Raw genomic sequence first — 14133 nt, forward strand, 5'->3', positions numbered from 1 at the left:
ACATCAGCAGCTAGTACCAATTAAACATCAAACCCACGGGAGACACCTCTATGAAACGCTTCATGCTGCCGGCACTGGCTGGCGTTGTATTCTTCGGCGCATCGAGCGCCTATGCCGAGACCTATCCAAGCAAGCCGATCACCATGATCGTCCCATTCGCCGCCGGCGGTCCGACCGACACCGTGGCGCGCCTGCTGGCGCAGTCGATGGGCACCAAGCTGAAGCAGCAGATCATCGTGGAGAACGTCGGCGGTGCCGGCGGTACCATCGGCGCCGCGCGCGCGGCCAAGGCCACGCCGGACGGCTACACTATCTTCCTGCACCACATCGGCCACTCCACCGCACCGGCCCTGTACCGCAAGCTCAGCTATAACGCGATCGACAGCTTCGAGCCGATCGGCCTGGTGACCGACGTGCCGATGACCCTGGTGGCCCGCAAGGACTTCCCGGCCAAGGACTTCAAGGAGCTGCTGGCCTATGTGAAAACCAACAACACCAAGGTGACCTATGCCAACGCCGGCCTGGGTTCGGCTTCCCACCTGTGCGGCATGCTGTTCATGTCCGCCATCGCCACCGACCTGACCACCGTGCCGTACAAGGGCACCGGCCCGGCCATGAACGACCTGCTGGGCGGCCAGGTGGACTTCATGTGCGACCAGACCACCAACACCACCAGCCAGATCAAGGGCGGCAAGATCAAGGTGTACGGCGTGACCACCAAGAAGCGCGTGCCATCGCTGCCGGACGTGCCAACCCTGAACGAAGCCGGCCTGCCAGGCTTTGAAGTGGCCGTGTGGCACGGCATGTACGCACCGAAGGGCACCCCGAAGCCAGTGATCGATTCCCTGGTCGGCGCCCTGCAGGTGGCGCTGAAAGATCCGGCCGTGAAGCAGCGCTTTGCCGACCTGGGCACCGAACCGGTGGAAGAGAAACGCGCCACGCCTGAAGCGCTGCGCGCCCACCTGAAGGCCGATATCGACCGCTGGGCGCCGATCATCAGCAAGGCCGGCGTTTACGCCGACTAAGGAGAGCTGCATGTCTGCAATTCGTCACCCGAAAGATTTCTGGATCGGGGCGATCTTCATCGCCATCGGCCTGGGCGCCGTGTTCCTGCGCGGCGACCTGGAAATGATGGGGAGCCGGGGCCGCATGGGTCCAGCCTACTTCCCGGTAGCGCTGGGCATCATGCTGACCGTGATCGGCGCCATCGGCGTAGGGCGTTCCTTCTTCCGCCACGGCGCGCCGATGGAGAAGCTGCACCTCAAGCCACTGGCCCTGGTGTCGGTGGCCGTGATCCTGTTCGGCATCCTGATGCGCGGCGCCGGCCTGGTGCCGGCTTCCGCCGTGCTGGTGCTGATCAGCGCCTATGCCCATCCAAAATTCCAGTGGAAGGAAGCGGGCTTGCTGGCCCTTGGCCTGGCAGTCTTCGCCTACCTGCTGTTTATAAAGGTGCTGGGCTTGCCGATTCCTGCCCTCGGCCCCTGGCTCGGATTCTAGGAGACCACGATGGAAATCCTGAGCAACCTGAGCCTCGGCTTCGAAGCCGCTTTTACCCTGACCAACCTGATGTACTGCCTGCTCGGTGTCTTCATTGGCACCGCGGTGGGCGTGCTGCCGGGTCTGGGTCCGATCGCCACCATCGCCATGCTGCTGCCGGCCACCTTCGGCTTGCCGCCGATCGCGGCGCTGATCATGCTGGCCGGAATCTATTACGGCGCCCAGTACGGCGGTTCCACCACCGCCATCCTGGTCAACCTGCCGGGCGAGTCATCCTCAGTGGTGACAGCCATCGACGGCTACCAGATGGCGCGCAAGGGCCAGGCCGGCAAGGCGCTCGCCACGGCTGCGCTAGGCTCCTTCTTCGCCGGTTCGGTCGCGACCATCGTGGTGGCCTGCTTCGCACCACCGCTGGCCGACCTGGCGCTGAAGTTCGGCCCGGCCGACTACTTCTCGCTGATGACGCTGGGCCTGGTCGCGGCGGTGGTGCTGGCCAGCGGCTCGCTGCTGAACGCGATCGGCATGGTGATCCTGGGCCTGCTGCTGGGCCTGATCGGCACCGACGTCAATTCCGGCCAGCAGCGCTACACCTTCGACCTGCCGGAACTGGCCGACGGCATCAGCTTCGTGATCGTGGCGATGGGCATGTTCGGCATTGGCGAGATCGTGCGCAACCTGGAACATGATGAAGAGCGCCATCTGCTGATGGATAAGGTGAAGGGACTGATGCTGACCAAGGAGGACTTCAAGCGCATCCTGGCGCCGGTGCTGCGCGGTACCTTCCTCGGTTCGGCGCTCGGCATCCTGCCGGGTGGCGGCGCCATGCTGGCTTCCTTCGCCTCCTACTCGATCGAGAAGAAGGTGTCGCCCAATTCGAAAGAGTTTGGCAAGGGCGCCATCGAAGGCGTGGCGGCGCCGGAAGCGGCCAACAACGCCGGCGCCCAGACCTCCTTCATCCCGATGCTGACCCTTGGCATCCCGTCCAACCCGGTGATGGCCTTGATGATCGGCGCCATGATCATCCAGGGCATCACCCCGGGACCGGCGGTGATGACCGAGAAGCCCGACCTGTTCTGGGGCCTGATCGTCTCCATGTGGTTCGGCAACCTGTTCCTGGTGGTGCTGAACCTGCCGATGATCGGCCTGTGGGTGAAGATGATTACCGTGCCTTACCATCGCCTGTTCCCGGCCATCCTGCTGTTCTGCTCGATTGGCGTGTTCAGCTTGAATAATGCGCAGTTCGATGTCTGGCTGATGGCCTTGTTCGGCGTGTTCGGCTACATCTGCGCCAAGCTCGATGCGGAACCGGCGCCGATGCTGCTCGGCTTCATCATCGGACCGATGCTGGAAGAATACCTGCGCCGCGCCCTGCTGCTGTCGCATGGCGATGTCATGGTCTTCCTCAACCGCCCGATCAGCGCCACCCTGCTTGCCATGGCGGCCATTGCCCTGGCCGTGGTGTTGTCGCCGGCCTTGCGGAAGAAGAGGGAAGAAGCCTTCCACGAAGAGTAAAAAAAGTAGGAAAACAGCGCCCCACTGGGGCGCTGTTGCTATGGGGCAACGTAAAAATGCGTAGAATTTAACTGCTTAAAGATTGGGCAGGGCATTGTGACAAAGGGTGAGAATCGGTAGGGAGGGCTTGGCTATACTGAAAATTCTCAGTGGCAATTACACCCCTCACCCAGGAGCTCCCATGAATAGCCCAGTCCTTCAGGAAAGCCAGTTGCAGGAAGTTGAACTCCAGGCCATCAACGCCGCCTTGAACCGTGTGCAGGCCGTCATCGAGTTTCAATTGGACGGCACCATCCTGCATGCGAACGACAACTTCCTCAATGCGATCGGCTACACGCTGGACGAAATCCAGGGGCGCCACCACTCGATGTTCTGCGAGACGGAGTTCGCCGCCAGCGAGGCTTACAAACAATTCTGGGAGCGCTTGCGCGGTGGCCATTTCGAGCATGGCGAATACAAGCGCGTCGGCAAAGGCGGGCGGGAGATCTGGATCAATGCTTCCTATAACCCGGTGTTCGATGCCGATGGCCGTCCTTATAAAGTAATCAAGTTCGCCACCGACATCACCGCCGCCAAGCTGCGCAACGCCGAGTACGAGGGCAAGGTCAGCGCCATGGACAAGGCGCAGGCCGTGATCGAATTCGATATGAGCGGCCATGTGCTGACTGCCAACGGCAACTTCCTCGATGCGATGGGTTATTCGCTGGAAGACATCAAGGGCGAGCATCACCGCATGTTCTGCGAAACCGATTATGCCGCCAGCATGGACTACAAACGGTTCTGGCAAAAGCTCAATCGCGGCGAATTCGACAGCGGCCGCTATAAGCGCGTCGGCAATGGCGGCAAACAGATCTGGATCCAGGCCACCTACAACCCGATCATGGACATGAACGGCAAGCCTTTCAAGATCGTCAAGTTCGCCACCGACATCACCGAGCAGGTGCTGATGGAGCAGGGCATCAAGGACAAAGCCGCCAACGATGCGGCCAAGATCGACCGCCTGCTCGATGCGGTGGCGCGCGCCGCCAAGGGCGACCTGACGGCCGAAGTGCCGGTGGCCGGCGACGAGCCGCTCGACCATCTGGGTGCCGGCATCGGCAAGATGATGGCCGACCTGCGCGGCGTGATCGGCCAGGTGGTGATGTCGGCCACGGCCTTTGCCGACGATGCCGAAGCGATCTCCAGCCGCGCTGGCGTGGTGGCGGGCGGCTCGCAGGAGCTGGGCGCCACGGTCGAGGAAATGAACGCCTCGGTCGACGGCCTGACCCGTTCCATCGACGCCATCGCCACCAGCACCGAGCACGCCAACGACCTGGCCAAATCGACCCAGGACGAGGCGCAAGAGGGCGCCAAAGCCGTCGCGCGTTCGATCGAAGCCATGGACCTGATCAACCGCTCCTCGGAAGACATTGGCGAAATCGTCAAGGTGATCTCCGACATCGCCAACCAGACCAATATGCTGGCCTTCAACGCCGCCATCGAAGCGGCGCGCGCCGGCGAGCATGGCCTGGGCTTCTCGGTGGTGGCCGACGAGGTGCGCAAGCTGGCCGAGCGCTCCTCGCAGGCGACCAAGGAAATTTCCAAATTGATCAGTGAATCGGTCAAGCGGGTCAACACCGGCACCGCCATTTCCAACCAGGCCAGCGAAGCGTTCGACCGCATCGTCAAGGGCGTAGGCAAGACCAGCGAAGCCATCGCCGAGATCTCGCACGAGGCCAAGGAGCAACTGCTGGCGGCGCGCGAGGTGAGCGTGGCCATCAACCACATCGCCGAAGCGGCCGAGCAGTCGGCCGGCAGCTGCGACAGCATCGCTTCCTCGACCGCCAGCCTGAACACCCGCGCGGGAGAACTGAACAAGCTGGTCGCCGGTTTCGTGGTGTAAGCCATGGATGCCCTGCGGGTAGTTGCGGCTGCCGACGGCGCAGCCGCGCCCTCGGCGCCGGCCGTGGAGATGTTCGGCTCCTTCATCCTGGGCGGCGATGAATTCGCGCTGCCCGCCCTGACCATCCGCGAGGTGGTCAACTTCCCTGAACGCATTACCAGCGTGCCGCTGGCGCCGCCCTACCTGGCCGGCATGTTCACCCTGCGCGGCAGCGTGATCCCGGTGGTCAGCCTGGCGCGCCTGTTCGACCCCGCCGCACCCGGGGCCGAGCCGACCCAGAAGATCGCCATCATCGACTACCAGGATGTGCAGGTCGGCCTGCTGGTGCACGCCACCGGCGAAATCCTGCGCGTGCGGCCCGAGCAACGCAGCCGGTTGCGTTATGCGGAGGGTTCGACACAAGGGGTAGTAGCCGGCACCATCCTGCTGGACGAAGGACGGCGCCTGGTCCAGGTGCTCGATATCGAACGCCTGGTACATATCGAGAATGTGCCGCAAGTGCAATCGATGCGCGCAGCCGGCGCCGAAACCCGGCGCCAGCTGCGCGTGGTCGGCGAGCGCCGCCACGCCATCAGCTTCCGCGCCGCGGGCGCCCGCTTCGCCATGGAGATGAAGGCGATCCAGGAGATCGTGCGGGTGCCGGATCTGACCCAGACCGTCCTCACCAGCCCGCTGTGCCTGGGGCGCATGCACTTCCGCGGCCAGCAGGTGCCGGTGGTGGACTTCGCCGCGCTGTCCGGCGGCCAGGGCGGCGAGGCGGGCAGCGAGCAGCGCGTGCTGGTGGCGCATATCGGCGATGCGACGGTCGGCTTCCTGGTCGATGCCGTCGAAAGCATCCTGCATTTCACCAAGGAAGAAGTGCTGCCGATACCATTGCTGAGCAAAGCGCGCAGCGCCATGTTCGCCGGCTGCGTGGCGCGCAGCGGCGAGGAGGACGTCATCCTGCTCGATCACGAAGGCATCTTCTCGCGCAGCGAGATCGGCGAGATGGATGTGGGCCACCGCAACCTGTACCCGGCCGAAGCAGCCAAGGCCGGCGCGGCGGCGCACCAGCGTGCCGGCCGCAAGGTCTACCTGAGCTTCCGCGTCGGCGAGCTGTTCGCGCTGGAGCTGAAACAGGTGCGCGAGATCATCGACCATGGCGGCGACATCAGCCACCCGCCCGGCATGCCGGATTACCTGTGCGGCGTGCTGAACCTGCGCCAACAGCTCATCAGCCTGGTCGACCTGCGCCGCCTGTACGGCATGCCGGCCGGCGAGGGCGGCGGCAAGGTGCTGGTGATCGAAAGAGGGGAGGAGCGCTATGGCCTGGTGGTCGACGCCGTGTGCGACATCGTCACGATTGATGATGGCAAGCGCTATGCGACGCCTTCGCTGATGAAGAAGACGGACGAGCAGTGCCTGTCTGGCGAATCGAGCGAGGTGCTCGAGATGCCGCAAGCCGATGGCAGCACCCACAGCACCTGCCTGTTTGATCTGGAACGCGTGATCGCACGAATCACGCATGTCGTTTAATCGCGACGACAAAATTTTTTTGAACGCCGCTTTCAAGCGCCCCGCTCACGCGAGCAATCGCGGTCCGGGGCGCTTCGCTTTTCATACAGCCTTTACCTAAAGGCGCTATGCGAAGCGATTGCGTCTCGTGTGGGCTCGCGGATGCGCGTGGACGCACCGCGGGCCGCACTTCTATGTGCGCGAACTCGCAGATCGACGCAAAAAAAATCGAAGAAAATCATTCGTGCTTGTTGCGCATCAACAAGCTTTCGTGTACTTTGCGAACTTGAAGTAGCGTGAATTTGCAAGCACTGTTTTTTCAAGTGTGTTGTTACCGCAAAAATCGAAAAATAATGGGAACTCAAAACGCATAAGTATGCTTAAAGACCACACGACGACAGCGAAGCCGCTCACCTGATCCTTCGATCAGGGCCGGGCGGTTTTTTCTTTGAACGCTGGTCGTATCACGTGGCCCGACGAGGGGTCGAGGAGCTGAGTACACGCCCCACCCGCGCAATCGTCGCGATAAAGAATTTGAGTCCGACGCCGCCAAGCACCGGCGCCGGAGTCGATGGCTGAAGCGCTGCACTTGTGAGGAGGTGCAGCAGTTCAGCTGGGTACCGGATTCATTAGCGCAAACCGCAATCCTGTTTGTGCCGATGAATAATTCGCCTGGTCCAGCGCAGGGCCGGACGGGTTTTAACCTTGTGCGTGAATTTTCCCATCCCAGATGAAGGAGAACTAAAAATGGCAACCGCCGCTAAGAAGAAACCTGCAGCCGCTAAGGCAGCTGCTCCAGCAAAGAAAGCTGCCGCTAAGCCGGCCGCTAAAGCCGCAGCTAAGCCAGCTGCTAAACCAGCTGCCAAGAAAGCCGCTGCCAAGCCAGCCGCTAAACCAGCAGCCAAGAAAGCCGCCGCTAAGCCAGCTGCAAAACCAGCAGCTAAGAAAGCAGCCGCTAAGCCAGTAGCGAAGAAAGCCGCTGCTAAGCCAGCAGCAAAACCAGCAGCGAAGAAAGCCGCAGCGAAGCCAGTAGCGAAGAAAGCCGCAGCTAAGCCAGCAGCAAAACCAGCAGCGAAGAAAGCCGCAGCTAAACCAGCAGCCAAGAAAGCCGTCGCTAAAAAAGCCGCAGCTAAGCCAGTCGCGAAGAAAGCCGCAGCTAAACCAGCAGCGAAGAAGACCGTCGCTAAAGCAGCTGCCAAGCCAGCCGCCAAGAAAGCCGCTGCTAAGCCAGCAGCCAAGAAAGCCGCTGCTAAGCCAGCTGCCAAGAAGGCCGCTGCCAAGCCAGCAGCCAAGAAAGCTGCTGCCAAGCCAGCTGCCAAGAAAGCCGCTGCCAAGCCAGCTGCCAAGAAAGCCGCTGCTAAGCCAGCTGCCAAGAAAGCCGCTGCTAAGCCAGCTGCCAAGAAAGCCGCTGCCAAGCCAGCTGCTAAAAAAGCCGCTCCTAAAGCCGCCGCAAAACCAGCTGCCAAGCCTGCAGCTAAAAAGGCCGCCCCAAAAAAAGCGTCGGCTAAGCCAGCAGCCAAGCCAGCTGTTGCGCCAGTAGCCGTAGCACCGGCTGCAGCTCCTGCTGCTAAACCAGCTGCCCCTAAGAAGGCCGCTGCTCCTAAGAAGCCTGCTGCTCCTAAGAAGGAAGCTGCGAAGCCAGCCGCTGCACCAGCACCAGCTGCTGCTGCCCCAGCTCCAGCCGCCGCTCCGGCAGCAAAAACCGTGATCGCCCCGGCAGCCGCCTGGCCGTTCCCGACCAGCACCCGTCCTTCCTAAGCCCTTAAGCGCTTAGAGCCGGATGGCGAAGACACCGCTGTGTGAGACAATCGCACAGCGGTTTTTTTATTTGGAGTGAACACGTGTTTAGTATTCTCAAGCTGATCGTCGATGTCGCCGCCGGCCTGCTCGGTGGTGTGCTGTTGCTGCGATTCTGGATGCAGGCTATCCGCGTCCGACCGCCGTCGTCGGTGGCACAGTTTACTTTTCAACTATCGGACTGGCTGGTGCGCCCGCTGCGCCGCATCGTCCCCGGCATGGGGGGCTATGACTGGGCCAGCCTGATCGGCGCGTTCGTGATCGTGATCCTGGCGACCTCGGTGCTGTTCCTGGTCGGCGCGACGACTGAGATCGTGCTGCTGGCGGCCTTGCACCGCTTCCTGGAATGGATCCTGTTTGGCTTTATGGCGCTGCTGATCATCGAAGCGATCTTCAGCTGGGTCAACCCGCACGCCCCGCTGGCGCCGTTTGTACGCGCCCTGAACGAGCCGCTGCTGAACCCAATCCGCAAGGTTGTGCCGCTGGTCGGCAACCTGGATTTGTCGCTGCTGGTGGCCCTGATCCTGCTGCAAATCTGCCAGATCCTGCTTGGCATGCTGTTTGGCCGATGAGCCGGGAGTGGTGTTCCGCCATACCCGGCGGCGTGCGTCTGGCGGTCCAGATCCAGCCCAATGCCAAAAAGACCGAAGTGGTCGGCGTGCTGGATGATGCCCTGAAGATTAAACTGGCCGCGCAACCCATCGAAGGGAAGGCGAATGAGGCGCTGGTGAAGTGGCTGGCCGGCGCCCTGGGTGTCTCGCGCAGCGCCGTGACGCTGACGCATGGCCAGACCAATAAGAAGAAACTGCTGGAGGTAGCGGGCGTGACGCCCGAAGACGCCGCCCGCCTGTTGCCACCCGCTTAGAAGCGGTAACCGAAAGCGGCTTCGAACTTGTCCGCGATTTCAGCCGGGGTGAAGACATGGTTCTGCGCCCCCTTGGTCACGATCTTGATCGCGCCCAGCAAGCTCGCCAGACGGCCAGTCGACTCCCAGCCCAGCTCATTGACCAGGCCAAACAGCAGACCAGCGCGATAGGCATCGCCGCAACCGGTCGGGTCCAGATCCAGGGCCGGATCAACCACCACCGCCGGAATATCAATCCGCTTACCACCGGTATAAATCTCCGAACCCTTTTCGCCACGGGTCACGATCAGCGCCTCCAGCTTGGCGGCGATATCCGGAATGGTCAGGCCGGTACGATCCATCAGCAACTCGATCTCATAGTCATTGCAGGTCACATAAGTAGCCTTCTCAATGAAACCAATCAGCTGCTCAGGAGTGAACATCGGCATTTGCTGGCCCGGATCGAACACGAACGGGATACCCAGGCGCGCCAGGTCTTCGGCATGCTTCAGCATACCCAGATGGCCATCCGGCGAAATGATCGCGATCCGCGCCGGACCCGCCTTCTCGATCGGGTTCTCATGCGCGAACGACATGGCACCAGGGTGGAAGGCGTTGATCTGGTTATGGTCCGCATCGGCAGTCACGAAGCACTGCGCGTTATAGGCATCCTTCTTGATCAGGATGTTTTCGGTGGACAGGCCCAGCTTCTGGAAGCGCTCCAGGTAAGCCGCGCAATCCTGCCCCAGCACGCCCACGATGCGCGGATCGCCGCCCAGCATCTTCAGCGAGTAGGCGATATTGCCGGAGCAGCCGCCGAACTCAGTGCGCATGGTCGGCACCAGGAACGACACGTTCACCTTGTGCAGCTGGTCCGCCAGCAGGGTGTCGCCGAAGCGGCCTTCATATTGCATGATGATGTCGATGGCCAGCGAGCCACAGACCAGGGCAGTTTTAGTCATAGTATTTTTATGGGTAGAAAATGGCGATGTGATAGCCGGAGGCTTTGAGCTCTTTCAGCTCGAAGTACAGTTTAATGCTTTGTTCACTGCGCGGGCCGAAACCTTTTTCGGCCTCGCTGGCCGAGGGCAGGTACTCGCGCGGGGTGAATACGCGGCGCAGCACCGGCTTGTCGGCGTTGTCGTTCAGGGTCAGTTCAATGTGCGGCCAGGCTTGCACGGTCTTCGACTGGTTGCGCAGCACCGTGGTGAAGCTGAAGGTGTTCTCGGCCATGCTGGCCAGCTCGCCTTGCTCGATGCTCAGCGCGTCGAGCTGGGTCGGCAGGGCGACTTTGCAGCCGAGTGGGGCGCACACCGCGTTCAGCGCAGGCTTCAGCTGCGGATAGCTGGCGGCCAGGGCGTCGCGGAAGGTGGTGGCGGCTTGCAGCACCAGGCCGGCCAGCAGCAGCGGGATGCCGACGGCCATCGCGATGTTGATCGCCTTGCCGTATTTCTGGCTGCGGTCGTGGCGCTTGACGAAGCTCAGGTCCGAATGGTCGAGGTCTTCGCTGGCCGCCTCGTCGACGCCGGCCAGGGCGCGCATACGTGCTTCGGCTGCCGCGCGGGCGGTGGTGGCCTCATCTTCCTCGCCGGCCGCCTCGCTGCGGGCTTGGGCGCGCTTCAGTGCGCGTTCACGGCGGGTGGCGGCTGGTGCTTCGTCGGCCTCGTCGTCAGGCAGGGATTCGCCGTCGTCAGGCACATCGGTGTTGACGGCGGCTACCGCGTGCAGGGCGGTTTCGTCGCGTTCTTGTTCTTGCCCAGGCTCGGGCTGCTCGTCGGAAGGCAGGTCTTCAAGTTGGGGCGCGTCGAAGGTCGGCTCGATGCGGCCGGCAGCATCCGCTTCGGGCTTGGCGGGGGCTGCGCGCAGGAAGGCTGGTATGAAGTCGGATGCCACGTCCGCAGCGTCATTGCTTTGCTCCACCGATTCGCCGGGTTGCGCAGCATGATCGCCGGAGAGGCCCGATGCGGCATCGTCAGCCAGTGCGGAGACATCGTCTGGCATCGCATCCGCATCGCCCGGCACTGCGGCCGGGGCGCTGGCCAGCCCGGAGGCATCATCATCCAGCGCAGCCGCGTCGTCGGCAGACGTGGAGGCATCGCCAGGCATCGCCGCTGCGTCGTCGGCAAGCGCAAACGCGTCGCCGGGGGCGGCGGCCGGGGCGCCATTAAGCTCGGACGCATCGCCTAGGACGGCGGACGCAGAGTCGGCAGGCGCTGATGCATCGGCGGATAGGACTGCCGCGTCGTCGGCGGGCGCTGGCGCATCGCCAGGCAAGGCGTCGGCCGGCTGCTCATCCTCCCAAGGGAGAGGTTTGGTGTCCAGCTCTGGCGCGGGGGAGGCATGCTCGGTCGCAGCAGCAAAGGCGCGGGCGACAGCGGCCTTGGCGACATCCTCTGGCGTTGCAGACGCAGTACGCCAAACAGCCGGCGCAGCATGCTCCGGCTCAAGCGCCGAGGCAGGTTCCGAGGCAGCCGCCTTGGCCGCCGGCGTCACCTCTTCCGCGAAATCGAGCTCGAAATCAACCGGCCCACCATGCACGTACTCGCCGGCAGCAGGCGTCACCGGCGCATGGGCCGGTTCGACAGGAACCTCAGGAATGACAGGAGTCGGCTTAGCCGCAGGCTCAACCAGCGCGGCATTGCCGTCAAAGACCTCGTGGCAGGAGCCACAACGGACAATCCCCCCACGCAGTTTCAGCTGGTCAGCCGCGACCCTGAAGATCGTATTGCAATGGGGGCATTTAGTGGCGAGCGCCATTCGTGCGAAGGATTACCTTGCGCCCAGCGTGCCCGACAGGCACACCCAGCCTTCGTGCTCAGCCCAAACGGTGAGCTTGATGAACGGCGCATAGGCCGCCGCAACTTCGTCCGCCTGGCGCGCCAGCACGCCGGACAGCACCAGCGAACCGCCATCGGCCACACGGCCCGACAACATCGGCGCCATCAGCTTCAGCGGCGAGGACAGGATATTGGCCACAACGATATCGAAACGCTGCGAAGCAAACGCAGATTCCGCGAAATCATCCGGCACAAAGTACTGGATATCCTCTACGCGGTTGCGCACCGCATTGTCATTGGCCGACACGATCGCCTGTGGATCGATATCCACACCCGCCACCGTGATGGCACCCAGCTTGCGCGCGACCATGGCCAGGATGCCCGAACCGCAGCCATAGTCCAGCACCGACTTGCCCGGCGCCGGATGCGACTCCAGCCACTCCATGCACAGCTTGGTGGTCGGATGCGAACCGGTACCGAAGGCCAGGCCAGGATCCAGTTCCAGGATCAGCGCCGCAGGATCCGGCGCCTCGTGCCAGCTCGGCACGACCCAAATGTTCTTGCCGATATGGATCGGCTCAAATTGCGACTGGGTCAGACGCACCCAGTCAGCGTCCTCCACCTTGCGGGTGGTGAACTTTGGCAGGTGAGCCAGCCCGACCGCGCCGGCAGCCGCCGCCACGATCAGGGCCTGGTCTTCCTCGTCATCGGTCAGCGCGACCACGCGGCTATGATCCCAGGCCGCTTCGGTCGGCTCCATGCCCGGCTCGCCGAACAAGGGTTTTTCGGCGTCGGTGCCTTCATCGGCATCCTCCACCGACACCGACAGCGCGCCCGCATCCATCAGCGCTTCGGACAGGGCCTCAGCGTGTTCACGGGCTACTTCGATGACGATTTCAGTCCAGCTCATTTATTACTTACCTGCCTTCGGCATTTCTGCCAGTCGTTGTTCCAAATAATGGATGTTGGTACCGCCCTCGATGAAGCGCGCATCAACCATCAGCTCGCGGTGCAGCGGGATGTTGGTCGAAATGCCCTCGACCACCATTTCCGACAGTGCAATCTGCATGCGGCGGATCGCCTGCTCGCGGGTTGCACCATAGGTAATGACCTTGCCGATCATCGAATCGTAGTTCGGTGGTACAAAGTAACCCGCGTAGGAGTGCGAGTCAACACGCACGCCAGGACCGCCCGGGGTATGCCAGGCGGTGATGCGGCCTGGCGACGGGGTGAACTTGAACGGGTCTTCAGCATTGATACGGCACTCGATCGCGTGGCCGGACAGCATCACGTCGCGCTGGCGGAAGCGCAGCTTCTCGCCCGCAGCGATGCGGATCTGTTCCTGCACGATGTCGATACCGGTGATCATTTCGGTCACAGGGTGCTCAACCTGCACGCGGGTGTTCATTTCAATGAAATAGAACTCGCCGTTTTCGTACAGGAACTCGAAAGTACCCGCGCCACGGTAGCCGATCTTGCGGCAAGCTTCGGCGCAACGGTCGCCGATCTTCTCGATCAGCTTGCGTGGGATGCCTGGCGCTGGCGCTTCCTCGATCACCTTCTGGTGGCGGCGCTGCATGGAGCAGTCGCGTTCGCCCAGCCATACGGCGTTTTTGTGTTCGTCGGCCAGGATCTGGATTTCCACGTGGCGTGGGTTCTCCAGGTACTTCTCCATATAGACTTCCGGATTGCCGAAGGCAGCACCGGCTTCCGACTTGGTCATGGTGACCGCGTTCAGCAGCGCAGCTTCGGTGTGCACCACGCGCATACCACGGCCACCGCCGCCGCCAGCCGCCTTGATGATGACCGGATAGCCGACTTTACGCGCAATTTGCACGATGGCTTTCGGATCATCCGGCAGGGCGCCGTCGGAACCAGGCACGCAAGGTACGCCGGCTTTGATCATCGCGTGCTTGGCCGACACTTTGTCGCCCATCATGCGGATCGATTCGGCGCGCGGGCCGATAAAGACGAAACCGGATTTTTCCACGCGCTCGGCGAAGTCCGCGTTCTCGGACAGGAAGCCGTAGCCCGGGTGGATCGCTTCCGCGTCGGTCACTTCGGCCGCGGAAATGATGGCCGGCATATTCAGGTAGGACTGGGCCGAAGGCGCTGGGCCGATGCAGACGGATTCGTCGGCCAGCTTCACGTATTTGGCTTCACGGTCGGCTTCGGAGTGCACGACCACAGTCTTGATGCCCAGTTCACGGCACGCGCGCTGGATGCGCAGCGCGATTTCACCGCGATTGGCAATAAGGATTTTTTCAAACATGGCAGATTCTATGTTTGTGAAAGGAAGAGAGGATGTGCTGGCCGCCGGGATTTCCGCA

12 protein-coding genes are annotated in these 14133 nt (G+C 62.5%); 8 read left to right on the top strand and 4 right to left on the bottom strand.

The genetic code is table 11. The features are described 5' to 3' along the window. Positions 1-50: 50 nt before the first annotated feature. From AAHE99_RS10670 to AAHE99_RS10705, 8 genes are all read left to right on the top strand, one after another. The gene (locus AAHE99_RS10670) at positions 51-1025 is read left to right on the top strand and encodes a tripartite tricarboxylate transporter substrate binding protein BugD (protein ID WP_342117113.1); all 975 of its coding nucleotides are present in this window, start codon (positions 51-53) and stop codon (positions 1023-1025) included. 10 nt (positions 1026-1035) lie between these two features. Beyond that, on the top strand, positions 1036-1497 hold the full coding sequence (locus AAHE99_RS10675; protein ID WP_342117114.1) for a tripartite tricarboxylate transporter TctB family protein: 462 nt from the start codon (positions 1036-1038) through the stop codon (positions 1495-1497). Between the two features lie 9 nt (positions 1498-1506). Then, positions 1507-3009, top strand: a complete 1503-nt coding sequence (locus AAHE99_RS10680; protein ID WP_342117115.1) for a tripartite tricarboxylate transporter permease — start codon at positions 1507-1509, stop codon at positions 3007-3009. 181 nt (positions 3010-3190) lie between these two features. Beyond that, on the top strand, positions 3191-4891 hold the full coding sequence (locus AAHE99_RS10685) for a methyl-accepting chemotaxis protein (protein ID WP_342117117.1): 1701 nt from the start codon (positions 3191-3193) through the stop codon (positions 4889-4891). Positions 4892-4894: 3 nt separating this feature from the next. Next, the gene (locus AAHE99_RS10690; RefSeq protein ID WP_342117119.1) at positions 4895-6406 is read left to right on the top strand and encodes a chemotaxis protein CheW; all 1512 of its coding nucleotides are present in this window, start codon (positions 4895-4897) and stop codon (positions 6404-6406) included. 726 nt (positions 6407-7132) lie between these two features. Beyond that, the gene (locus tag AAHE99_RS10695; protein WP_342117120.1) at positions 7133-8143 is read left to right on the top strand and encodes a hypothetical protein; all 1011 of its coding nucleotides are present in this window, start codon (positions 7133-7135) and stop codon (positions 8141-8143) included. Positions 8144-8226: 83 nt separating this feature from the next. Next, positions 8227-8754 carry a YggT family protein gene (locus tag AAHE99_RS10700; RefSeq protein ID WP_342117121.1) on the top strand — a complete coding sequence of 176 codons (528 nt, stop codon included), beginning with the start codon at positions 8227-8229 and terminating at the stop codon, positions 8752-8754. A 32-nt stretch (positions 8755-8786) separates the two neighbouring features. Further along, positions 8787-9047, top strand: a complete 261-nt coding sequence (locus AAHE99_RS10705; RefSeq protein ID WP_342117122.1) for a DUF167 domain-containing protein — start codon at positions 8787-8789, stop codon at positions 9045-9047. Here the strand turns inward: AAHE99_RS10705 and AAHE99_RS10710 are convergent. Genes AAHE99_RS10710 through accC form a run of 4 tightly spaced genes read right to left on the bottom strand, consistent with a single transcriptional unit; the run spans position 9044 to position 14075 of the window. After that, positions 9044-9988: a carbohydrate kinase family protein gene (locus AAHE99_RS10710; RefSeq protein ID WP_342117123.1), complete on the bottom strand. Its 945-nt coding sequence runs from the start codon at positions 9986-9988 to the stop codon at positions 9044-9046. The two genes, AAHE99_RS10705 and AAHE99_RS10710, sit on opposite strands and share 4 nt — an antisense overlap. A gap of 7 nt (positions 9989-9995) precedes the next feature. Next, complete coding sequence (locus tag AAHE99_RS10715; protein WP_342117124.1) at positions 9996-11783, bottom strand: DUF3426 domain-containing protein; 1788 nt, start codon at positions 11781-11783, stop codon at positions 9996-9998. A 12-nt stretch (positions 11784-11795) separates the two neighbouring features. Further along, positions 11796-12713, bottom strand: coding sequence for a 50S ribosomal protein L11 methyltransferase (prmA, locus tag AAHE99_RS10720; protein ID WP_342117126.1), 918 nt, complete (start codon positions 12711-12713; stop codon positions 11796-11798). A 3-nt stretch (positions 12714-12716) separates the two neighbouring features. Continuing rightward, positions 12717-14075 carry an acetyl-CoA carboxylase biotin carboxylase subunit gene (gene accC / locus AAHE99_RS10725; protein ID WP_342117129.1) on the bottom strand — a complete coding sequence of 453 codons (1359 nt, stop codon included), beginning with the start codon at positions 14073-14075 and terminating at the stop codon, positions 12717-12719. Positions 14076-14133 lie beyond the last annotated feature (58 nt).

Source organism: Pseudoduganella sp. OTU4001 (assembly GCF_038440195.1).
Lineage (GTDB): Bacteria > Pseudomonadota > Gammaproteobacteria > Burkholderiales > Burkholderiaceae_D > Rugamonas.

Coding starts and splice junctions, on each gene's coding strand:
- AAHE99_RS10670 (WP_342117113.1), top strand. CDS start 51: ATGAAACGCTTCATGCTGCCGGCACTGGCTGGCGTTGTATTCTTCGGC.
- AAHE99_RS10675 (WP_342117114.1), top strand. CDS start 1,036: ATGTCTGCAATTCGTCACCCGAAAGATTTCTGGATCGGGGCGATCTTC.
- AAHE99_RS10680 (WP_342117115.1), top strand. CDS start 1,507: ATGGAAATCCTGAGCAACCTGAGCCTCGGCTTCGAAGCCGCTTTTACC.
- AAHE99_RS10685 (WP_342117117.1), top strand. CDS start 3,191: ATGAATAGCCCAGTCCTTCAGGAAAGCCAGTTGCAGGAAGTTGAACTC.
- AAHE99_RS10690 (WP_342117119.1), top strand. CDS start 4,895: ATGGATGCCCTGCGGGTAGTTGCGGCTGCCGACGGCGCAGCCGCGCCC.
- AAHE99_RS10695 (WP_342117120.1), top strand. CDS start 7,133: ATGGCAACCGCCGCTAAGAAGAAACCTGCAGCCGCTAAGGCAGCTGCT.
- AAHE99_RS10710 (WP_342117123.1), bottom strand. CDS start 9,988: ATGACTAAAACTGCCCTGGTCTGTGGCTCGCTGGCCATCGACATCATC.
- AAHE99_RS10715 (WP_342117124.1), bottom strand. CDS start 11,783: ATGGCGCTCGCCACTAAATGCCCCCATTGCAATACGATCTTCAGGGTC.
- prmA (WP_342117126.1), bottom strand. CDS start 12,713: ATGAGCTGGACTGAAATCGTCATCGAAGTAGCCCGTGAACACGCTGAG.
- accC (WP_342117129.1), bottom strand. CDS start 14,075: ATGTTTGAAAAAATCCTTATTGCCAATCGCGGTGAAATCGCGCTGCGC.